Consider the following 21238-nt stretch of genomic DNA (forward strand, 5'->3'; position numbering starts at 1 on the left):
TAATAAGGACGATTTTGCGCTTTTAAAGTGACAAGATGCAAATATTTCTTATTGCAATATCAAATGGTTATTTTGAATTGATATAAATTAAGAAATTTTAGCGACTTAAATGCACAGGTGATTTTCTAATGTTTATAATGACAAAAACTGTCATTTAAAGACACTGGAAATTTTCTGAATTCAGTTAAAATTATGGATCAGTGGCAAGGAGCATCATGAAAAAAATCTCTCCAGAGAATTTACCTCATTTAGATATCCTATTCGAATATCTCGCCGATGCCGTCTATTTAATAGACCCTGAAACTTCTGATATCGTCTGGTGCAACCGCGCTGCACATGAAGATCTGGGCTTCGAACACAATGAAGTACTTCATCACTCCGTTCTTAGTCTGCAAAAAGACGTAATCGGAACCGCCCAATGGAAAGAAATTGCTCAAGTAATTTATCAGCAGTCGCCCTATACATTCATCGGGCAACATATCCATAAATCTGGCGGCGAAATTCCAGTAGAGGTAATCACGACCCACTTTAAATTTCAAGAAGAAGATTTCTTTCTTTCAGTCGCGCGCAACATGAGCAAACGCGTGGCTCTTGAAAAGGAGATCATGGATCATAGCCAGAATATCTGGTTTGCATTGAATGACGCCGCTGATGGTATTTGGGATTGGGAAATCAGTACAGGAAAAGTCTACTTTAGCCCACAGCTTAAAGCCATGCTAGGATATGGCCCCGATGAAATGGATCCTCATATATCGACCTGGTCAGAAAATATCCATCCGGATGACCGAGTTCATATCGAAAAAGTATTGAATGAACACTTACACGGGTTACGTGCAAAATATGATGTCGAATACCGTCTAAAAAATCGCAATGGTCACTATATTTGGGTACATGACCGCGGAAAAGTCTGTAGCCGCGATGAGCATGGCAGCCCAACTCACGCTGTTGGCATGGTACAAAATATTACCGATCAAAAATACATGCAATTCCAGCTGGAAGCTTTAGCTGCAAACGATGTACTGACCAACCTACCCAACCGAAGAGAGGGTGAACACCAGGCGCGTTTGCAAGTAGCCCTGAGTAAGCGTAATGAGCAACCACTTTGCTTGGCTATTATCGACTTAGATCACTTTAAGAACATCAATGATCTGTTTGGTCATCAAAAAGGTGATGATGTCTTGATCTTCGTAGCAAACCTATTTAAGAAAACACTGCGCTCTACTGACTTAATTTATCGCTGGGGAGGCGAAGAATTCGTACTCATCTTCCCCAACACAGATGCCAAACATGCAGAAAAAATTGCTCACAAAATGCACACTGCCTTCCGCGAAGCTAAATGGGAAGGTATTGGCGTACCGCCGATGACATTTAGCATGGGGATTTCTTGTTATCCACCTATAGAAGCCGACTTCGACACCCTAGTTAAATACGCAGATACTGCAGTCTACCTCGCAAAAGAGCAAGGCCGTAACCAAACCGTTTTTTCTGACAAAGAACAAACTTAATTTTTAAATTACCGGGAGCTACTCTTGGATCAAGTCTTCTTTGTACTTTCTAAACTTGCCTGGGCTTTATTAAGCCCTAGCAATCTGATTTTATTTGCCTTTATTCTAGGCACATTAATGCTCGTTGCTGGTTTCAATGCATTTGCTAAACGCTTACTTATTATCACCTCTATTATTGCCTTTATTATCATGGGCTACCCCGTTGGTGATTACTTAATACGTCCACTAGAAAAACGTTTTCCAATTCTCACGCCCAATGAGCTTCCCCAGAAAGTTGATGGAATCATTGTCCTTGGCGGTGGTGAAGATTTACCCAGAACGCTGAGCTGGCACCAACCACAAATCGGCAATGGTGGTGATCGCTATTTTGGCACTAAGAAACTCGCAGACCACTATCCAAATGTACCTATAATTTTTACTGGCGGCAGCGGACAAATAAAACTACAACATATGGGTGGAACAGAAGGCTCTTTAGCAAAACAACTTCTCACTACAATGGGAATTGCTCCTGAACGCTTGATCATCGAATCCAATTCGCGAAACACTTATGAGAATTTCAAATACATATACTCGCTTTTACCAAATAGAAATGGAAATTACCTACTTGTTACCTCTGCTTTCCATATGGCTAGAGCGGTTGGCGTTGCGCAAAAATTCGGCATTCATGTCACCCCCTACCCAGTTGATTTCCGCTCCAATAGCGCAAAAATTCGAACTTGGGATTTTGACTTTTTCGATCACTTAAAAACACTGGAACCCGCATGGAAAGAATGGATAGGCCTTACAGTCTATTACTTTACCGGTAGAACTTCGGCTTGGCTTCCTAAAGCCACACCCCCCAATCCAGCCTAAAACAACCCTAGAACATCTATGAACTACACTATTTCAGAACTTAACGACCAACCACTTTATCCATTACTGGTCGGCGGCATTATTCCTCGCCCAATCGCGTGGATCAGCACCCTGAGTAAGCAAGGTATTGATAATTTGGCACCCTATTCTTTTTTCAGCGTCGCCAGCTCCAATCCACCAATTCTGACAGTCACCCAAATCAATGCGCAAACTGAGAACGATAAAGACACGCTAAGCAACCTGAAAGAAACGCATGAATGCGTCATCAATATCGTCAGCCAAGACCTGGCTGAACTAATGAATGAAACCTGTGCCCAGTTTCCCGCTGACATTAGCGAATTTGAAGCCGTTGGTGTAACCGCATGCAAGAGCGAGCACGTTAGAGCAAAAAGTGTGGCAGAAGCAAAAGTTCGTTATGAGTGTCGGCTACGAGAAGTCGTGACCCTGTCAGAACAACCTGGCGGCGGTAAGTTGATTTTATTGGATGTGTTAAGCATCTATGTGGATGACAAGATCATGTCAAATGGTGTCATTCAGTCAGACCAACTTAGAGCAGTCGGAAAACTAGGGGGGAATGAGTACACTATCGCCACACAAGACTTTAGCATTGCCCGACCTTAAGAAGACTGTATTTTGATCAAAATCTGCCAGGCTGGGGTCTTTATAATCTAGACCCAGCCTGGCAGATTTTAAAGCCTATTCAATGAGAGTAGGCTTTGTGAGAAAGGTAAAGCGCTAAAGCCACCAACATAATTGCCAAGGCATAATAGAGCAGTTCAAGAGGCGCGGTCGGCTTTAGGAACAATGCTTGTTCAAAAAACATTACGACCAAAATCATCAAAATCACTTTCGCCAACTTGTCTTTTAGATCATCCAATGAATGAATCATCAGAATCTTACTGGAACTGGAATTACCTTCGGCAGCATCTATTTTAGAGATAAACAGTTCATACAAACCTAGTGAAAAGATCAGCATGATAGTACCCAGTAAGAAACCATCTACCGAACCAACAACATGAGCAACCGTCTTAGATTTTAAGTCGGCTCTGGCAATATCATCCAGCTGTGCATAATGTGTTAAATGCGCCAACGTGTAGTAAACATCAACCGAAGTGACGTAGAAAATACCAAACGCCATCAGCAAACTCGCTACAACTGCAAACATCACCACAAAGCGGCTATTCCAAAGAAACGATTCAAACCAATCTTCTAATTTTGAACGATTGGCCGGCACGCAGATGAGTTCTTCGTTTTCCTGTGTTTTCTGCTGAGAATGTTCCATTCTAATCCCCTTAGTACTGAGCTTATTTAGATAGCTCTTCAATTGTTAAGTTATGGTTGGTATAAATACATAAATCAGCAGCAATGTTGAGTGATTTTTCTACAACTTCACGCGCACTAAGATCTGTATTTTGCATCAATGCTTGCGCTGCTGAGTGAGCATAGTTTCCGCCTGACCCGATAGCAATAAAATCATGTGCCGGTTCGATAACATCACCGGTACCGGAAATCAGCAACATATTTTCGTCATCAGCTACCAGCATCATAGCTTCTAGCTTTCGCAACGCTCTGTCTGTACGCCAGTCTTTCGCCATCTCAACCGCTGCACGCATCAATTGACCATTATGGCTGTGCAATTTTGATTCGAAACGCTCAAACAGGGTAAAAGCATCGGCCGTTGCACCGGCAAACCCGGCTAAAATTTTGCCATTATGAAGACGACGAACCTTACGGGCGTTGCCTTTCATCACAACATGTCCCAAGGTTACTTGACCATCACCACCGATGACCATTTGGCCTGCACGTTTGGCACATAAAATCGTGGTTCCGTGAAAAGTTTGTTCACTCATTTTTTTCTCGCAATATTCATTCGATAGTTTGTTTATTCTGCCCGCGCTTTTTTGCGCGCGGATGAGCCGTATCATAGACTTTTGCCAAATGCTGTAAATCTAACTTGGTATAGATTTGTGTCGTCGACAAATTGGCGTGTCCCAATAAGTCTTGAACAGCTCTTAAATCTCCGCTAGATTCTAACACATGCGTTGCGCAGGCATGCCGCAATCTATGTGGTGACATTTTGGTGGGCAAGCCCGCTTCTAGCGTTCGTTTGTCTAAATGTTGTTGAATGCTTCTGATACCGATTCTATCGCCAAAACGATTGACAAACACTGCCTGTTCATCCGCTTTTGCATAATCACTACGCAAAGATAACCAATGGCGCAAAGCATCAATGGCTTTTCTACCAAGCGGCGAAATTCTTTCTTTTTGTCCTTTACCGATAACCCGAATCCAACCATCATTCAACTGATCCAAACCGGGAGATAAATCTAAATCCGCCAGCTCAGATACACGCAACCCTGCGGAATATAGGCATTCAAACATGGCTTGGTCACGAATATCCTGCCAAGTATTTAACGGTTGATCAAGGAGTTGCTGGGTTAAATCTATATCAAGACTTTTGGGCAGTGGTTTGGGTTGTTTGGGTGCTTTAACACTCTTAGCTGGGTTAGCAAATGCCAATTCATGCTCAATTAAAAACTGATAAAAAGAACGTAAAGCAGAAAGGTTGCGTGAGAGTGTTCGAGGATGAATGCCCGCTTCCATTCTGCTGGCGACAAAAGCTTGTATAGACTCTACCGAAACGGCTTGCCAACCTTGAAAATCATCTAAAAATTGCCTCGGTTGATGTAACGCACTTTCAACCTCTTCAGCCATAAATTCGCCACGGTAAAAACGCAAAAACGCGAACAAATCGCGCTCATAACTCTCAATCGTTTTAGGAGATCGATTAAGACGTCTTAACGCTTCTAAAAAATGGCTGAAAATATTTTTACACATATTCCCTCTCATAGTATGATGCTGCCGCATATACAAATATTAAGAACTATTTTAATGTATATTTTGCCAATCCAATGGATAATTACAGGCCATAGCTGCCGCAACAATTATTCGGTTTACAGGAGACATTATGACCACTGTTTCAGATGCAATTAAACAACGCCACTCAGCACGTGCTTTTTTAGACAAACCTGTCTCACAAGATATCGTTTACGATATTTTAGAAACTGCTCGACATGCGCCTTCGGGAGTCAATACCCAACCTTGGCAGGTTGCAGTGGTGTCAGGCGAATCCAAAACGCAACTGCAAAATAAAATGTTGTCCGCTTTTGAAGCTGGTGAATCCGAACAAATGGATTATCAATACTATCCTAAAACCTGGGTAGAGCCTTTTAAGAAGAGACGAGTCACAACCGGCACGCAACTCTATAGCGCACTGAATATTCAACGAGAAGATAAAGCTACCCGCTTAGCACAATGGGCAGCAAATTATCGTTCGTTTGACGCACCTGTCGCACTGTATTTCTTTATGGATCCTAGCTTAGAAACCGGTTCTTACTTTGATTATGGTATGTTTGTGCAAAACATTATGTTACTGGCTATAGAAAAAGGCTTGGCAACTTGTCCACAAGGTGCATTAGCCGAGTTTCCCAGTATTGTAAAATCAACACTTGGCTATGATTCCAATTTGATTTTATTAGGCGGTATGGCGCTAGGCTATGAAGACACTGATCATCCGGTTAATCAATATCGCACAGAAAGAGAAACGGTTGAAAACTTCAGCCAGTTCTTTGATTAACCCAATGATGTTATTAAAAGAGTCGCTGTAATCTTTGGGTGATCATTTCACCCATCACTTCTAAAAAGTAAGTTCCAAGGTCGGGTTTGAAACGATCTATAGGACTACCTAGCGCTAAAACACCCCAAACTCTATGTTCTCCCAGTGGAAGAATACAGACGGATTCGGTTTTTTCAGAAGTGGTAAACAAACCTTTTTGCCACTCGTTTTCAACCAGTCCACAAGCTGGGCGTCCAACGGTTAAGGTCGATTTCAGCGTTTCAGCCCATTGCTGACTAATGCCAAGCTGATTCATTCCTTTTAGGCTTTCTCTCGGCAATTCCCAAGACATCAGAGAAACAAACTCCACCTCAAACACATCATGCATCACGCGATAAATAACATCGATCGCGTCCTGGTCTGTGTCTGCTGATAACAAAGCATTAGAAAGCTTATAAACATTATGCAAGAGTTTACCGTTCTCCCCTGCAATGTCCTTTAGGGTCTCGATTTCTACTTGTAAACGGTCTCGCTGATCGCGCAACTGATACACTTGACGTTCTAACAAGGAAATTTCTTTCCCAGTTTTCGGATGTGGCAAACTCAGCTCATCCAATAAATTTGGAAACACATGAAAAAACTGGCGGTTCTCATTCAAATAGTTCGCCACATCTTCCGCATGAATATCATTAATCAAGCTCGACAACTTATCCCCCTTAGTTTGAAGCTATTTTCTTCTATTATTTCTTTAAACTTACCAAAAACGTCGTGAGTAGATTGTTTTATAACTCAATAACGCCATCAAATACCATCACCGCTGGCCCTGTCATCCATACAGGATGCGAATCATCACCATCCCAAGCAACAGTTAAATCGCCCCCAGGAAGGCTAACTTTGACTTCATCCTCTACTTCACCAAGCTTACGTAAACTCACCATCGCAGCACAAGCGCCAGTTCCGCACGCTAGGGTTTCTGCTGCACCACGCTCATAAACTCGCAGTTTAATATGCGAGTCATCCACACGCTCAGCAAAACCGACATTAACCCTTTCTGGAAAACTGATATGAGACTCAATTTTTTCGCCCAATTCTGCAACTGGTGCAGAGCCAATATCAGAAACCCGTAAAACAGCATGAGGATTCCCCATCGAAACCGCACCTATTTGATACATCTCGCCGTCAACTTCTAACTGATAAACATCAGACTCGCCAGGCACTCTATAAGGTAAACTACTCGGAGAAAAATTCGGAGCGCCCATATTCACACGGACTTCACCATCAGCTGTCACATACAAAACAATAATGCCAGAGGCGGTTTCAACGGTAATTTTGGTTTTATCCGTCAATCCTTTGTCATAAACAAATTTAGCAAAACAGCGGGCACCATTACCGCATTGCTGCACTTCGGAACCATCCGCATTGAAAATACGATACCGAAAATCCACACCTTCCGTATCAGTGGACTCGACCAACAAAAGTTGATCAAATCCAATTCCAAAATGACGATCCGCCCAGGCAATAATTTGCTCTGGCGTTAAATTAACCGTCTGCGCAATGGCATCAATCACCATAAAGTCATTACCTAGACCATGCATTTTGCTAAATTGGAGCTTTGCGCTCATGTATTACCCTCTTAATCTTTTCACACTCTAGCCAAGATTTTACACTGCGTTATTTGGCTATTTTGGTTTATGATAAACCAAACATCTTTCAAACCCTAGCCTGACAGATGGAAGAACTATTTTTTTATACCAAAACGAAGACTTTTACAGCGTCGCTCATATAAAGAAAAATCACTTGGAGAATTGAATGCGACATTTTTGGCTTGTTTTTGTCATAGTACCCCTTACTCTTTCGGGTTGCTCTACCATTGAAACACGCAGTTTCCCCAAACAAATCTTTCCGAAACAATGGGCACAGCAAGTTCAACAGCTTCAAACCCAAAGACAGACTCATCCCTGGTGGCAGGAACTTCATGATGCAGACCTCAATCAGTTAATTACAGAAGCAATCAAAGCCAACCCTGATGCGCTGACCGCTGAATCCGTTATTCGTGAATCACGAGCTTATCGCGTTCAAGCCAAAGCCGGGCTTTTGCCTAAAGCCACTATTGGCGCTAATGCCAAAAGTACTTACCTCAAAAGTACTGATGCCACGACCGACATCTATTCCGCCGTACTTGACGCCAGCTGGGAACCAGATATTTTCGGCAGCCAGCAACATACTCTCGCTGCGGCAAACGCTCAAGTAAAAGCTTCTGAGGCTAGTTATGCTGATGTATTGGTTACTTTAAGTGCCGAGGTGGCGACGAACTATATCACCCTTCGTGGCTATCAAGCTCAATTGAACGTGACCCAAGACTCTTTAAAAAGTTGGAAAGAAACCCTACAACTGACTCAATGGCAACACCAAGCCGGCATGGTCACCGAACTGGATGTAGAACAAGCTAAGCGTAGCTATGAACAAACCGCCGCGTCCGTTCCAACCTTGAAACAAAGTATTCTAGAAACCCAAAACCAGCTGGCAATTTTACTTGGACGACCACCAGAATCCTTACCCGTTAGTTTAACTAAAACAGCCGCTTTACCTGACTCACCTAAAACGGTCTTTTTGCCAATTCCGACTGAAGTATTAAGACAAAGACCGGACGTTAGAGCTGCCGAACAAAAAGTGCTGGTCGCCATGTCGAAAACCGATGCCGCCAAAGCAAATCGTTGGCCTTCTTTTTCCTTAGGTGGAACACTCGGATTTACTTCGGCAAGCATTGGTAAACTAATAAACAGCGATTCTCTGTTTACCACACTCACAGCAGGCATTACCCACACACTCTTTGATGGTGGTGCCTTAGATGCTCAGGTTGACGTGCAAAAAGAACAGGAAAAACAAGCCCTCTATAGCTACAAAAAAACCGTATTGAGTGCGTTACAGGAAACTGAAAATGCGCTTGCTGGCCTTTACAACAGTAGAGAAAGCTATGCTGCGCTAAACCGTGCACTTGAAGCTTCAAAAAACGAAGAAAAACTTGCTGTTATGCAATATGAATCTGGGCAAACAAATTTCTCAAATGTCTTAGATGCACAAAGAACACAACTGACACTCAAACAAAAAAGCATTGAAGCCAAGGCAACCGAATTGGCAAAACTGATTACGCTCTCCAAAGCCATTGCAGGCAATTGGGCAATTAAACAAGCCAAAAAGAATGGCACTATCGATGAAAAACCATCGACTCAGTCGAAACCTATAAATGGAACATCATCATGACACAAGACAAGCAATCACCTTCTTCTCAAACAGAATTTGAACAACTGCTCAAGCAGGGCGAAAAAAAACGCCATCGTTATGTCACGCTGTTGATATCAATATTGCTGATCATGGGGGCACTGTACCTAGGATGGAAATGGTGGATGCCTGCTCAAACCAATACAACGGTTTTTAAAACGGCAAAAGCAGAAAAAGGCGATATTCTCGCTACCGTTTCTGCTACGGGAACACTTCAGCCAACCAATAAAGTTGATGTGGGCAGTGAACTTTCCGGCACCATCGACAAGGTATATGTCGACTACAACGATCAAGTCAAAAAAGGGCAACTGCTAGCACAACTGAATACCGACAAACTTAATGCCCAAGTATTGCAAACCAAAGCTGCGCTGGCAGTTGCCAACGCTGGCGTGATTGAAGCCCAAGCAACGCTTGAGGAAACTGGTGCACAACTCAAACGATTAGAACATGTGCGCAAACTCACTAATGGCAAACTCCCATCACAAGCCGACTTTATTTCAGCTGAAGCAGCTAATAAACGTGCCATGGCTGCCAAAAATACTGCCATTGCAAAAGTGGAGCAGGCACAGGCAAATTTGGATCAAAATCTAACCGATTTATCTAAAACCAAAATCATTTCACCGATAGATGGTGTGGTACTGGTTCGCTCCATTGAACCAGGTCAAACGGTAGCAGCGGCCATGTCTGCCCCTGTATTGTTTACGCTGGCACAAGATCTCACCAGTATGGAATTGCAAGTAGATGTGGATGAAGCCGACGTCGGTCAAGTCAAAGCAGGACAAAAAGCCACTTTTACGGTGGATGCTTATCCCAACCATTTATTTCCAGCTGTCATCAAACAAGTTCGCTATGGCGCTCAAACAACAGATGGTGTTGTCACCTACACTACGTTACTTGAAGTCCACAACCCTGATTTAAAACTACGCCCAGGCATGACCGCAACGGCTGAAATACTGGTCAAAGAAAAACGTGATGTGTTGACCGTACCTATTGCCGCCACACGTTTTACACCAGAAATCTTGGGCGAACAAACACCCGCGAAAAAAACTAGCATTATGAAGTCATTAATGCCCGGCCCCGGAAGCATTCGTCATAGTTTAAATATCAAAGCTGAAAAAGTGAAAAAAGGCTATGCCCGTGTATGGAAACTCATTAACAATCAACCTGAACCGGTATTGATTAAAACAGGGGAATCTAACGGTAATCGAATTGAAGTTATTGAAGGTGACATCAAACCAGGCGATCCGGTAATCACCGGTGCTGAGGTACGCTTGAAATGATCTTTCCTTGGGGCAATTCCGCTAAACCCGAGAGCATTTCGGATGACGCTATGTGGTCCTCTGACAATAATAACAATACCAGAGAAACGCCATTGATCGCCTTTAAAGACATCACCAAAACCTACGGTCAAGGTGCGTCGGCATTTACTGCCCTAAAAGGTGTGAACTTTCAAATTGAATCCGGTGAGTTTGTTGCCATTATGGGACCGAGTGGTTCAGGCAAATCAACGGTTATGAATACCCTTGGCTGTTTGGACATACCCAGTTCAGGTCATTACTATTTTCAAGGTGTTGCCGTTGAAAGCTTAACGCATGACCAACGCGCATTGTTACGTCGCCATTACTTAGGGTTTGTTTTTCAAGGTTTCAATCTTCTCGCGAGAACGTCTGCTATTGAGAATGTAGAGTTACCTCTTCTCTATCGCGGCATGAAAACTGCCGAACGCCGTGCAGAAGCACGCAAAGCATTGGCACTTGTCGGCTTGGGTGGTTGGGAAAACCATGCCCCCAGCGAACTGTCGGGTGGACAACAACAACGAGTCGCCATCGCACGTGCTTTGGTCACACACCCAAAAGTATTATTGGCGGACGAACCAACCGGAAACCTTGATACACAACGCAGTAGAGAAATCATGGAACTCTTGTCGCAACTCAACAAAGAGTTAGGGATTACTGTAATTATGGTCACACATGAATCTGAAATGGCTGACTACGCGCATCGTTTGATCCATTTTATCGATGGGATGGTAGAAAAAGACCATACCCAAGCGGAGCGCACTGTATGATTTGGAATGCCTTTATGCTTGCCATTCGCGAAATTCGCCGTAATTTGATGCGCTCCATTCTGACGATGCTTGGCATCATTATCGGCGTGGCGGCGGTCGTCACCATGGTCACTATTGGTAATGGTGCCACCGCAAAGATCGCTAAAGAAATTTCAACACTAGGTAGTAACTTGCTGATGGTTCGCCCCGGCCAACACTTTGGGCCTGGACGTGGAAACTCTAATGCAAAAGCTTTCACCATGGATGATGTCAACGCAATCAAACAAGACGTTAGTTCCATTATCGCGGTTGCGCCAACAGTCACCACTTCCGTGACCGCAGTCTACGGCAACAGCAATTGGACCACTCTCGTTGTTGGCTCTGATAATGACTATTTCATCACCGGTAATTGGGACTTTTCGGAAGGTCGGACATTTTTACCGTCTGAACTAAAAGCCGGCAAGACCAGCTGTATCATTGGAAAAACCATTGTAAAACAACTTTTCTCTGAACTACCAAAAGGCGAGTCCGTCTTAGGAAAATCTATTCGACTCAAAACCTTCTCCTGTCAGATTATCGGCATTTTAGAGTCAAAAGGTCAGTCGATGATGGGGAACGACCAAGACGATACGATTATTATGCCAATCAAAACCGTACAACGCCGTTTAGCTGGCAATCAAGATGTCAAAATGATTCGCATCTCAGTTAAACCCAATATCGATACGGATGTCGTCAACCGCGCAATTACGCTATTACTAAGGGATCGACGACACCTAAGTGATCGTGAAAAAAATGACTTCTCGGTCTTAGACACACGAGAAATCACCAAAGCATTGACGGGGAGTACTAAAGTCATGACCATGTTACTCGGCGCCGTCGCAGCAGTAAGCTTAATCGTTGGTGGCATCGGTATTATGAATATTATGTTGGTTTCGGTAACTGAACGGACAAGAGAAATCGGTATTCGAATGGCGATTGGCGCATTGGAAAGAGAGGTGTTATTACAGTTCTTAGTTGAAGCTGTCGTACTATCTTCTTTGGGAGGAATTATCGGTATTATCCTCGCCGTAATTGCTTCAGCAGGCCTTAGTCACGCAATGTCCGTTCCTTATATACTGGATTTCGATATGATGGGAATTGCCTTTGCTTTTTCTGCCGTAGTGGGCGTAGTATTTGGTTTCTTTCCGGCAAGAAATGCAGCCCGTCTCAACCCGATAGATGCCTTGCGCCACGAATAAATAACTCAGTAAATGCAATTTAAAAAGGCCAAGTGTTCGTTCTCCCCCAATTTCCTTTATAATAACGCCTAATAAAAATACCTAAGAAATTTGAGTCTCAAAATCTCAGCCTGCCAACGATGGCTAAGTCAAAGACAAAAAACGAAGGAAGCTTCAAATCAAATGATGACCCCAAAAGAAATCGTACACGAATTAGATCACCATATCATCGGACAACAAGATGCCAAGAAATCCGTTGCCATTGCTTTGCGTAACCGTTGGAGACGTGCGCAACTACCAGAAGAATTGCGTCAGGAAGTCACGCCAAAAAACATCTTAATGATTGGGCCTACTGGGGTCGGTAAAACTGAAATCGCTCGTCGTTTAGCAAAACTAGCAAACGCTCCCTTCATTAAGGTAGAAGCCACCAAATATACCGAAGTAGGTTATGTTGGTCGTGAAGTGGATTCCATCATCAAAGACTTGATCGAAAGCGCAGTCAAAATGGTACGTGAAGAAGAAATGACGCGCGTACAGACGCAAGCTGCCGATATTGCTGAAAACCAAATTCTGGATACGCTTTTACCGCCAGCACGTGGTCATGAAGAAGAAAGCTACGACAATATGTCCGAAACACGCCAAAAGTTCCGCAAACGTTTGCGCGAAGGTGACTTGGATGACAAAGAAATCGAAATTGATTTAGAAGCACGTTCTCCTCATGTAGAAATCATGGGCGCGCCTGGCATGGAAGAAATGACCAGCCAATTGCAAGACATGCTGGAAGGCATGAACCGCGGTAAAAAACAAAAACGCAAGCTGCCAATCAAGCAAGCCATGCGCATTCTGACAGAAGAAGCCGCGTCTCACTTAATCGACTTAGAAGACATTAAGGCCAAAGCCGTTGAAAGTGTTGAACAACAAGGTATCGTCTTTATTGATGAAATCGACAAGGTTGCAAAGCGCCAAGAAGGTTCAGGTGGCGATGTTTCTCGTGAAGGGGTACAGCGTGACTTACTGCCTTTGATTGAAGGCTCTACTGTTTCCACTAAATACGGCATGATCAAGACCGACCATATTCTGTTTATTGCATCTGGTGCTTTCCACTTGTCTAAACCGTCTGATTTGATTCCCGAATTGCAAGGTCGTTTACCGATTCGCGTTGAGTTGAAATCGTTAAAAGTGGAAGATTTTGTTCGTATCCTTACCGAGCCAAAAGCTGCCCTAACCAAACAAGCAGAAGCTTTATTGGAAACAGAAGGCGTAACAGTCAAATTTGAAGAATCGGGTATTCAACGCCTAGCGGAAATCGCTTTTCAAGTGAACGAAACCACAGAAAACATTGGCGCGCGCCGTTTGCATACGGTCATGGAGCACCTTTTGGAAGAAGTGTCTTTTAACGCCCCTGACAGCACCGGCACGGTTGTAACCGTTGACAGAGATTTTGTCGAAGAACGTTTGGGCGATCTGGCACAAGATCAAGATTTGTCACAGTATATCCTTTAGAATAATTGAACCGAGCCATGCATCAGCCGATAGAAATTAAACTACAGCAAAAATCTCGCAAATTGGTCATCACCTTCGATTCAGGTGAAACCTTTGAACTGCCTTGTGAGTATTTACGTGTCTATTCCCAGTCGGCGGAAGTCACTGGCCATGGTCCAGGGCAAGAAGTATTACAAGTCGGCAAACAAAACGTCAATATCGACGCCATTACGCCTGTCGGCAACTATGCCGTTAAACTGCATTTTGATGATGGTCACGATACAGGCCTTTACAGTTGGGAAACACTTTACGACTTAAGCAAAAACTACGATGCGTACTGGCAAGCTTATTTGGATAAACTCTTGGCTGCCGGGCATAAACACCCTGACATCAACACTCAGGTCACAAACTTGTTATAACCGAACATTTTGAAAGAGGCTCAACTTATGAACAATGCGAATAGCACGCAATCGGACAATACCATTGATTTTGGTTTTGCCAAGGTGCCTCTAGAAGAAAAGGTTAAACGTGTTAAAGGCGTTTTTGATTCTGTCGCTGAAAACTATGATTTAATGAACGATGTTATGTCTCTAGGCATCCACCGTTTATGGAAGCGCCATACCATTGAATTAAGTGGTATTCGACCAGGAAAAGTCGTTTTAGATTTAGCTGGCGGTACTGGCGACCTCACCAAAGCCTTTGCCAAACGCGTAGGTAAAACTGGCAAAGTTGTACTGGCAGATATCAACGAAAACATGGTTCGTGTAGGCCGAGATCGCATGATTAACGAAGGCATTATCGGCAATGTGGAATACGCCATTACCAATGCAGAAGCCCTGACTTTTCCTGACAACACCTTCGATTTAGTAACCATCGCTTTTGGTTTGCGTAATGTCACTAATAAAGATAAAGCCCTAGAGGAAATTTACCGCGTGTTGAAACCAGGCGGACAATTAATGGTACTTGAGTTTTCTAAAGTTTCGCAGCCAATGATGGCGAAAGCTTACGACTTTTATTCGTTTAGTATTTTGCCAAAAATGGGTAAATGGATTGCAGATGATGAAGCCAGCTACCAATATCTAGCCGAATCTATTCGCATGCATCCAGATCAAGAAACTCTTAAACAAATGATGTTGGATGCTGGCTTTGATAAAGCCGAATACCTAAATATGAGTGAAGGCATTGTCGCCTTACACCGCGGCTGGAAATATTAACGGAGCGCTGGATACCGATGGAAAATAAACAAACGCCCTTAGACACTATGAAGCAAGGTGTTGAATCTGCGCAAGAGTGGACATCGACCACCCTCTCAAAAATATTTGAAGTGATTCTCAACAAAACGCTGGCTATGGATGAAATGCAAGGCATTGGCTTTCAAATGCTGGATGAAAAAGTTATTCAACTGACTTTCACTGATTTAAAACTGACTTTTTTTATCATCTATCAAACCAACGTACAAAATAATGAAGAATCTGCCAGGCTGGGTCATTTCACCGTACAAACCCATTTAATGGGCAGTGCCGATACCCATATCAAAACCACTTTACTGGATTGGTTGAATAAAACCACTGTAACGGAAAGCCCTCTCGGCACTGCGTTTCTTGCTGCTCTTTACACCATAGACATTGATTGGGAAGAACAGCTCTCTCATTACACCGGTGATTTCATCGCTTTCAATATTGGCCAAACGGCGCGTAGTACAAAAGCTAACTTCAAGGCGGCAAAACAAAAAGCCGGCGTCACGCTAAAAGAATACCTGCAATTTGAAATTAACTTGCTGCCAACTAAACTGCAAGTATGCCACTTCAACCAGGAAGTAGATGAGCTTTCAGATGACGTTGATGCCCTATCTGCTCGAATTGATGCGCTAACCAACCCAAAACCGGAATAACCGATTCTTTATGATTTCCTTTATCAAAACACCTTTCAATCAATTTAAGCGCCTCATTAAAATCAACCGGGTTTTGACTTACTATCGCATTGATGAACTTTTGTTCGCCAACACAAAATATGAATGGCTGACACTGATAAATGGTTTATCTCCATGGAACTGGCGCCGCCACTCCAAAGCCTCCAGAGGCGAACGCATCCGACTCGCATTAGAAGAGTTAGGGCCTATCTTTATTAAATTCGGTCAAGCACTCTCAACACGTAAAGACTTACTACCAGAAGACATCTCGGTTGAATTGCGTAAACTGCAAGATGATTGCCCTCCTTTCGACGAACAACACTCTATCCAAATAATAGAATCAGGTTTAAGACGTCCTATTGCCGAAGCTTATGCCAGCTTTGATCCGATACCAATGGCTTCCGCATCTATTGCACAAGTGCATGCAGCAACCTTAATGGATGGCACCGAAGTAGTCGTGAAAGTGGTGCGTCCAGACATCAAGCCCGTTATCGAACAAGACGTTTCCATTATGCGCTCACTGGCGAAGCTAGTGGAAGCGGCCATTAAAGAATCACGTCGCCTACACCCTACGGAAGTCGTTGCTGAATTTGAAAAAACCCTGTTAGATGAATTGGATATGATGCGCGAAGCGTCGAATGCTGCGCAACTGCGTCGCAATTTTGAAGGTTCAGAACTGCTTTATGTTCCAGAGATCTATTGGTCTCACACCAATGATCACGTCATGACAATGGAACGTATCTACGGCATTCGTATTTCAGATACAGACAAGCTCATTGAAGCAGGTGTTGACCTAACCGATCTGTCTGCCAAAGGCGTGACTATTTTCTTCACTCAGGTATTCAAGCACAACTTCTTTCATGCCGATATGCATCCAGGCAATATTTTCGTGCTGCCGGATGGCCGCTATGCTGCCATCGACTTCGGTATTATGGGAACACTGACGCCGGAAGACCAACGCTACCTAGCAGAAAACTTCCTTGCATTCTTTAACCGTGATTATTTGCGTGTTTCTGAACTGCACATCGAATCTGAATGGGTACCGCGTGACACAAGAGTCAATGAATTAGAGTCGGCAATTCGCTCTGTGTGCGAACCAATTTGGGACAGACCTTTAAAAGAAATCTCTTTCGGCTTGTTCTTAATGCGACTATTCCAGACTGCGCGCCGCTTTGGTATGGAAGTACAACCGCAACTTGTTTTGCTGCAAAAAACCCTACTCAATATCGAAGGGCTTGGACGTCAATTAGACGATGAACTTGATCTTTGGGATACCGCGAAACCTTTCCTTGAAGACTGGATGCAGGAACGCGTTGGTCTAAAAAGTTTGGCGAAAAACGTCAAAAGCAATTTACCTTACTGGATTGAACAAGCACCTCAACTACCAGGTCTGTTGCATCAATCGCTTAATAAATTGGCGCACGCGGACTTTCAACAAACCGCCTTGCAAATTCACCGACTTGAACAACAAATCGAAGCACAAAATAAAGCTCAGCGCCGTCGTATTTTGGGTGCGCTATTACTCGGCGCTGGTATTTTTTCAGGGCAATTCATTGGTTTGGATATGTTACAAAAAGAATGGATACAAGGCGGGCTGGTTGTCCTAGGGTTGTATTTCTTGCTCAAGAAGTGATATCAGAGTCATACGTTCAAGTTTCGTAAAGCGACTATATACGCCTCCCAGCCTGGCAGATTTTACTTAAAGCTCAAAGACACCAAAACCAAACATTCAGAACAACTGAGCACTCAAAAACACTTCTTCGTGTCTTCGTGTGGTTAATCTTCTGAAACTAAACGAATTTGGTTTGGCTCAATAATGATTTTGCGTTCTTTATAGAGTTGACTCAACGCTTTTTTATAAGCGGCTTTGCTGACACGATATTGCGCAAAAATATCTTCTGGCGAACTTTTATCCACTAGGGTTGATACGCCCTTATTTTCAGCCAAAAATGCCAAAATCTGACCGACTAAATCCTGCCTTCCAGCCTTACCAAGCTTTTGCAACGTGACATTAATTTTCAAATCAGGACGAATCCCTTTGATATAGCCCTTCATCTTTTGCCCCATACGCAGAGGTTGCAATAAATCTGAGTTATGTATCAAGCCAAGATGCGTCCCGTTAATCACCACGGTATAGCCTAAATCACTACGACTGGCCACCATCAAACGTACTTCCTGACCTGTTTTAAAATCATCATTCGTCTCAGATAAGAACAGACTCAGTTTACTGGAAGCTGCAATACGTACACTATTATCAACATAGACATAAACGCAATAAGATCGCCCCTCTTCCATCGGTACACGTTGCTCGGCAAAAGGCACCAATAAATCTTTCGGCATCCCCCAGTCTAAAAATGCTCCTGTACGATTGACTTGGTTCACTTTTAAAAACGCCACTTCACCCACCGATGCCATCGGTGTTTCGGTCGTTGCCACTAAACGATCTTGTGAATCTTGGTAAACAAACACATCCAGTTCTTCACCAACCTGAGCTTCAGCAGTCACATAACGAGACGGCAATAAAATTTCACCCAACTGTAAGCCATCAAGATACAAGCCAAATTCAACTTCTTTGACAACTTTTAGTCGATTGACCTGTCCGATATGGGTAGATTTAGCTGATTTTTTTACCATGATTAAGCCTGTTTTAAATGCGAAAGCATTCTTAAAAAGTGAAAGTAGGATCAATTAATGATCCTTACTTGAGCTCGATGCGAAGAAAAAAGATACGTTTTTGACCGTTAATAAGCGCATGCAATGAGCTTCTATTATAGAGAGTTATTCATAACACACAGATAGAATCTTGATTGACGATACCGTTTTTGTCTTTAATCTGTATTATCATAACGCTCAACGACAATACGCACTCAAACATTAAAAGAGATATTTGATTTTGCACACCCTCGCACAACTAAGATCAGGGGCCTTCAAAAACGCCACTCGACTGACATTAACCGACAATTTAACCCAGTTTCCAACGGAGATTTTTGACTTAGCAGATACTTTGGAAACGCTTGATTTATCCAATAATCAACTCAGCCAGTTACCAGAAGATCTACCGCGGTTACATCAACTGAAGCATTTATTTCTGAACAACAATCAATTTGAATCGGTACCGGAGTGCTTACAGGATTGCCCCTCTCTCGATTTAATCAGTTTTAAATCCAACCGAGTACGCCATCTGCCGGAAAATGCTTTGCCCAAGCAAACACGCTGGTTGATTTTGACTGACAACCAACTCAAAGAGCTGCCCAACTCATTGGGCAATCATGCACGACTTCAAAAGCTAATGTTGGCAGGCAATCAATTAACGACACTGCCAGACAGCTTAGAAAAATGCTCTCAGCTACAACTCATTCGTCTGTCTGCAAACCAATTGTCACAGTTTCCAAAATGCTTATTGGCTTTACCAAATCTGGCTTGGGTGGCATTTTCTGGTAATCCATTTTGTCGCAATGCTGAGGCAACTCAACACTCTGCTCAGTCATCCACTCATTCAAACTTAACCAATGCCTCTCGCCCGACTTTGTCACTGGAGCACATTGAGTTGCATGAAGTGTTAGGACAAGGTGCATCAGGCGTGATTCATCGTGCTAGCATGTCAACAACCGCTAACACACTTACCGTGTCGTCTGCTCAAATCGACCAAAATGAGCAGGTCGCCATCAAACTTTTTAAAGGTGAGGTTACCAGTGATGGCTATCCCCAAGATGAATTACACGCAAACCTGCTACTTGGCGCTCACCCAAATTTAGTGGAGGTTCTCGCACAAATTACTGATGCTGAACAATCAGGTATCGTAATGAATTTAATTCCTGATCATTACTTCAATCTCGGCCTACCGCCTGACTTAGTCAGCTGCACCCGAGATCGTTTTGTTGACGGGATGACACTAACACTTGATGATATTGTTAAGATTGCGGTCAGCATGGCCGATGCTCTGGTACATTTACACACCCATCAATTAAGTCATGGCGATGTCTATGCACACAATATCTTAATTGATGATCAAGCTAATGTACTGTTCGGTGACTTTGGTGCCAGCACCTACTATGGCGGATTAACCGAAGAGCTACAACAAGCGGTACAACAAATAGAAATCCGAGCTTATGGCTGGCTACTCGATGACTTACTTTCGATATGTGATTCGCCCAATGCCAATTCATCATATTTTAAATCCCTTGTCCGACTACAGAAAGCCTGTGTTCAGGATAACATCCAACACTTTACTGAACTATTAAAACAACTCAAACAAACCATCGCAAGCTAACGATCCCAGCCTGGCAGATTTTAAGGGTTGATCATATAGTTTTGAGGCAAACACCTAAGCTTAACGTGAACGGCGTTTTGGCGACTTGGGCGTTCTGGAATTTGTTTTTTTAGACGATGGTTTGGATTGACCAGGCTTACCAGATGAATTAACTCTTCCAGAGGAATTAGACTTTCCTCGGTGATTTTTAGAAGCATTCGGTTTACGGGGATCAGAACGACCGGTTTTTTTACCATTCTTAGCAGGCGTTGAAGGTGCGTGTGACGTTGAAGCAGACTTATTTCGCCCTGTCTTTTTTGTAGCATTCGGCTTAACTGCCTGTGCCGTTTTACTTGAACCTGCTACCGCAAGATTGAGTTCAGCCATTTCTTTGTCTGTCAGGTTTCGCCATTGGCCAACTTTTAAGTTCCCCAATGACACATTCATAATGCGGTTGCGAATCAGCCGTGTCACGCGATAACCCAAATATTCACACATGCGGCGTATCTGTCGATTCAACCCTTGAGTCAATATAATTTTAAAGACAAAACGGCTTTCAATACTCACCTGACAAGGTTTTGTAACAGTATTCAAGATTGGGATGCCTGACGACATTTTTTCAACAAACTGCGCGTTCAACGGCTTATCAACAGTGACGATATACTCCTTATCATGTGCATTTTCAGCACGCAGAATCTTATTCACAATATCGCCGTCACTGGTCAAAAAAATCAAGCCTTCTGAAGGCTTGTCCAAACGCCCTATAGGAAAAACCCGTTTTGGATGGTTCACCGCCGCGACAATATTGCCTTCAACCGTGTCCAAAGTCGTACAGGTAATTCCTACAGGTTTGTGATAAGCAATATAAATACGATCCGATTTATCTTCTGCACTGGTACGGATCCGCTTACCATTCACCGTCACCACATCGCCAGGCATTACTTTCTCGCCTACGGAAGCCGTTTTACCGTTCAAAGCAACACAATGCTCAGCCACCAAACGATCCGCTTCTCGACGAGAGCAATAACCGGAATCACTGATAAATTTATTTAGGCGAATGCCTTGGGTGTCATTCATAACAAATC

The 21238-nt window shown here is 43.3% G+C and carries 21 protein-coding genes; 14 read left to right on the forward strand and 7 right to left on the reverse strand.

The window, feature by feature from the left end; genetic code table 11:
• Positions 1 to 215 precede the first annotated feature (215 nt).
• From N745_RS0109105 to N745_RS0109115, 3 genes are read left to right on the forward strand one after another with little or no spacing between them, the layout of a single operon-like run.
• A complete protein-coding gene (locus tag N745_RS0109105) occupies positions 216 to 1505 on the forward strand; it encodes a sensor domain-containing diguanylate cyclase (protein WP_024851815.1) in 1290 nt (429 codons plus the stop codon).
• A gap of 24 nt (positions 1506 to 1529) precedes the next feature.
• Positions 1530 to 2357 (forward strand): YdcF family protein, encoded by an 828-nt coding sequence (locus tag N745_RS0109110; protein ID WP_024851816.1) that lies wholly within the window; start codon positions 1530 to 1532, stop codon positions 2355 to 2357.
• Between the two features lie 18 nt (positions 2358 to 2375).
• On the forward strand, positions 2376 to 2978 hold the full coding sequence (locus N745_RS0109115) for a flavin reductase family protein (RefSeq protein ID WP_024851817.1): 603 nt from the start codon (positions 2376 to 2378) through the stop codon (positions 2976 to 2978).
• 79 nt (positions 2979 to 3057) lie between these two features.
• Here N745_RS0109115 and N745_RS0109120 read toward each other — a convergent pair whose 3' ends face one another.
• Genes N745_RS0109120 through N745_RS0109130 form a run of 3 tightly spaced genes read right to left on the reverse strand, consistent with a single transcriptional unit; the run spans position 3058 to position 5195 of the window.
• The gene (locus N745_RS0109120) at positions 3058 to 3639 is read right to left on the reverse strand and encodes a YqhA family protein (protein ID WP_024851818.1); all 582 of its coding nucleotides are present in this window, start codon (positions 3637 to 3639) and stop codon (positions 3058 to 3060) included.
• Positions 3640 to 3661: 22 nt separating this feature from the next.
• Positions 3662 to 4207: an ATP-dependent protease subunit HslV gene (gene hslV / locus N745_RS0109125; RefSeq protein WP_024851819.1), complete on the reverse strand. Its 546-nt coding sequence runs from the start codon at positions 4205 to 4207 to the stop codon at positions 3662 to 3664.
• A gap of 16 nt (positions 4208 to 4223) precedes the next feature.
• Complete coding sequence (locus N745_RS0109130; protein WP_024851820.1) at positions 4224 to 5195, reverse strand: tyrosine recombinase XerC; 972 nt, start codon at positions 5193 to 5195, stop codon at positions 4224 to 4226.
• A 130-nt stretch (positions 5196 to 5325) separates the two neighbouring features.
• Here N745_RS0109130 and N745_RS0109135 point away from each other — a divergent pair, with 130 nt between their 5' ends.
• Positions 5326 to 5994 carry a nitroreductase gene (locus tag N745_RS0109135; RefSeq protein ID WP_024851821.1) on the forward strand — a complete coding sequence of 223 codons (669 nt, stop codon included), beginning with the start codon at positions 5326 to 5328 and terminating at the stop codon, positions 5992 to 5994.
• A gap of 13 nt (positions 5995 to 6007) precedes the next feature.
• Here N745_RS0109135 and N745_RS0109140 read toward each other — a convergent pair whose 3' ends face one another.
• Positions 6008 to 6679, reverse strand: coding sequence for a DUF484 family protein (locus N745_RS0109140; RefSeq protein WP_024851822.1), 672 nt, complete (start codon positions 6677 to 6679; stop codon positions 6008 to 6010).
• A 76-nt stretch (positions 6680 to 6755) separates the two neighbouring features.
• The gene (gene dapF / locus N745_RS0109145) at positions 6756 to 7595 is read right to left on the reverse strand and encodes a diaminopimelate epimerase (RefSeq protein WP_024851823.1); all 840 of its coding nucleotides are present in this window, start codon (positions 7593 to 7595) and stop codon (positions 6756 to 6758) included.
• 187 nt (positions 7596 to 7782) lie between these two features.
• Between dapF and N745_RS0109150 the strand changes: the two genes are divergently transcribed.
• The 9 genes from N745_RS0109150 to ubiB all read left to right on the forward strand — a co-directional run bounded on the left by N745_RS0109150 (position 7783) and on the right by ubiB (position 17537).
• Positions 7783 to 9234, forward strand: coding sequence for an efflux transporter outer membrane subunit (locus N745_RS0109150; RefSeq protein WP_024851824.1), 1452 nt, complete (start codon positions 7783 to 7785; stop codon positions 9232 to 9234).
• Positions 9231 to 10532, forward strand: coding sequence for an efflux RND transporter periplasmic adaptor subunit (locus tag N745_RS0109155; RefSeq protein WP_024851825.1), 1302 nt, complete (start codon positions 9231 to 9233; stop codon positions 10530 to 10532). Before N745_RS0109150 ends, N745_RS0109155 begins: the two co-directional genes overlap by 4 nt.
• A complete protein-coding gene (locus tag N745_RS0109160) occupies positions 10529 to 11317 on the forward strand; it encodes an ABC transporter ATP-binding protein (protein ID WP_024851826.1) in 789 nt (262 codons plus the stop codon). Before N745_RS0109155 ends, N745_RS0109160 begins: the two co-directional genes overlap by 4 nt.
• On the forward strand, positions 11314 to 12534 hold the full coding sequence (locus N745_RS0109165; protein ID WP_024851827.1) for an ABC transporter permease: 1221 nt from the start codon (positions 11314 to 11316) through the stop codon (positions 12532 to 12534). Before N745_RS0109160 ends, N745_RS0109165 begins: the two co-directional genes overlap by 4 nt.
• Positions 12535 to 12696: 162 nt before the next feature.
• The gene (gene hslU / locus N745_RS0109170; protein ID WP_024851828.1) at positions 12697 to 14016 is read left to right on the forward strand and encodes an ATP-dependent protease ATPase subunit HslU; all 1320 of its coding nucleotides are present in this window, start codon (positions 12697 to 12699) and stop codon (positions 14014 to 14016) included.
• Positions 14017 to 14033: 17 nt separating this feature from the next.
• Positions 14034 to 14414, forward strand: a complete 381-nt coding sequence (locus N745_RS0109175) for a gamma-butyrobetaine hydroxylase-like domain-containing protein (protein ID WP_024851829.1) — start codon at positions 14034 to 14036, stop codon at positions 14412 to 14414.
• 27 nt (positions 14415 to 14441) lie between these two features.
• Positions 14442 to 15209, forward strand: a complete 768-nt coding sequence (ubiE, locus tag N745_RS0109180; protein WP_024851830.1) for a bifunctional demethylmenaquinone methyltransferase/2-methoxy-6-polyprenyl-1,4-benzoquinol methylase UbiE — start codon at positions 14442 to 14444, stop codon at positions 15207 to 15209.
• A 17-nt stretch (positions 15210 to 15226) separates the two neighbouring features.
• The gene (locus tag N745_RS12335; protein WP_024851831.1) at positions 15227 to 15886 is read left to right on the forward strand and encodes a ubiquinone biosynthesis accessory factor UbiJ; all 660 of its coding nucleotides are present in this window, start codon (positions 15227 to 15229) and stop codon (positions 15884 to 15886) included.
• Between the two features lie 10 nt (positions 15887 to 15896).
• A complete protein-coding gene (ubiB, locus tag N745_RS0109190; RefSeq protein WP_038070706.1) occupies positions 15897 to 17537 on the forward strand; it encodes a ubiquinone biosynthesis regulatory protein kinase UbiB in 1641 nt (546 codons plus the stop codon).
• Between the two features lie 143 nt (positions 17538 to 17680).
• On the opposite strand, the gene N745_RS0109195 is transcribed toward ubiB, so the two are convergent.
• The gene (locus tag N745_RS0109195; protein WP_038071290.1) at positions 17681 to 18538 is read right to left on the reverse strand and encodes a CvfB family protein; all 858 of its coding nucleotides are present in this window, start codon (positions 18536 to 18538) and stop codon (positions 17681 to 17683) included.
• Positions 18539 to 18797: 259 nt separating this feature from the next.
• Here N745_RS0109195 and N745_RS0109200 point away from each other — a divergent pair, with 259 nt between their 5' ends.
• Positions 18798 to 20174 (forward strand): leucine-rich repeat-containing protein kinase family protein, encoded by a 1377-nt coding sequence (locus N745_RS0109200; protein ID WP_024851834.1) that lies wholly within the window; start codon positions 18798 to 18800, stop codon positions 20172 to 20174.
• 60 nt (positions 20175 to 20234) lie between these two features.
• Here N745_RS0109200 and rluF read toward each other — a convergent pair whose 3' ends face one another.
• Positions 20235 to 21230: a 23S rRNA pseudouridine(2604) synthase RluF gene (gene rluF, locus N745_RS0109205; RefSeq protein WP_024851835.1), complete on the reverse strand. Its 996-nt coding sequence runs from the start codon at positions 21228 to 21230 to the stop codon at positions 20235 to 20237.
• Positions 21231 to 21238 lie beyond the last annotated feature (8 nt).

This window comes from Hydrogenovibrio kuenenii DSM 12350 (assembly GCF_000526715.1).
GTDB lineage: Bacteria > Pseudomonadota > Gammaproteobacteria > Thiomicrospirales > Thiomicrospiraceae > Hydrogenovibrio > Hydrogenovibrio kuenenii.

What these genes read in the sequence shown, in the direction of transcription:
- N745_RS0109105 (WP_024851815.1), top strand. Translation starts at nt 216, where the DNA reads ATGAAAAAAATCTCTCCAGAGAATTTACCTCATTTAGATATCCTATTC.
- N745_RS0109115 (WP_024851817.1), top strand. Translation starts at nt 2,376, where the DNA reads ATGAACTACACTATTTCAGAACTTAACGACCAACCACTTTATCCATTA.
- N745_RS0109120 (WP_024851818.1), bottom strand. Translation starts at nt 3,639, where the DNA reads ATGGAACATTCTCAGCAGAAAACACAGGAAAACGAAGAACTCATCTGC.
- hslV (WP_024851819.1), bottom strand. Translation starts at nt 4,207, where the DNA reads ATGAGTGAACAAACTTTTCACGGAACCACGATTTTATGTGCCAAACGT.
- N745_RS0109130 (WP_024851820.1), bottom strand. Translation starts at nt 5,195, where the DNA reads ATGTGTAAAAATATTTTCAGCCATTTTTTAGAAGCGTTAAGACGTCTT.
- N745_RS0109135 (WP_024851821.1), top strand. Translation starts at nt 5,326, where the DNA reads ATGACCACTGTTTCAGATGCAATTAAACAACGCCACTCAGCACGTGCT.
- dapF (WP_024851823.1), bottom strand. Translation starts at nt 7,595, where the DNA reads ATGAGCGCAAAGCTCCAATTTAGCAAAATGCATGGTCTAGGTAATGAC.
- N745_RS0109150 (WP_024851824.1), top strand. Translation starts at nt 7,783, where the DNA reads ATGCGACATTTTTGGCTTGTTTTTGTCATAGTACCCCTTACTCTTTCG.
- N745_RS0109155 (WP_024851825.1), top strand. Translation starts at nt 9,231, where the DNA reads ATGACACAAGACAAGCAATCACCTTCTTCTCAAACAGAATTTGAACAA.
- N745_RS0109160 (WP_024851826.1), top strand. Translation starts at nt 10,529, where the DNA reads ATGATCTTTCCTTGGGGCAATTCCGCTAAACCCGAGAGCATTTCGGAT.
- N745_RS0109165 (WP_024851827.1), top strand. Translation starts at nt 11,314, where the DNA reads ATGATTTGGAATGCCTTTATGCTTGCCATTCGCGAAATTCGCCGTAAT.
- hslU (WP_024851828.1), top strand. Translation starts at nt 12,697, where the DNA reads ATGATGACCCCAAAAGAAATCGTACACGAATTAGATCACCATATCATC.
- N745_RS0109175 (WP_024851829.1), top strand. Translation starts at nt 14,034, where the DNA reads ATGCATCAGCCGATAGAAATTAAACTACAGCAAAAATCTCGCAAATTG.
- ubiE (WP_024851830.1), top strand. Translation starts at nt 14,442, where the DNA reads ATGAACAATGCGAATAGCACGCAATCGGACAATACCATTGATTTTGGT.
- N745_RS12335 (WP_024851831.1), top strand. Translation starts at nt 15,227, where the DNA reads ATGGAAAATAAACAAACGCCCTTAGACACTATGAAGCAAGGTGTTGAA.
- ubiB (WP_038070706.1), top strand. Translation starts at nt 15,897, where the DNA reads ATGATTTCCTTTATCAAAACACCTTTCAATCAATTTAAGCGCCTCATT.
- N745_RS0109195 (WP_038071290.1), bottom strand. Translation starts at nt 18,538, where the DNA reads ATGGTAAAAAAATCAGCTAAATCTACCCATATCGGACAGGTCAATCGA.
- rluF (WP_024851835.1), bottom strand. Translation starts at nt 21,230, where the DNA reads ATGAATGACACCCAAGGCATTCGCCTAAATAAATTTATCAGTGATTCC.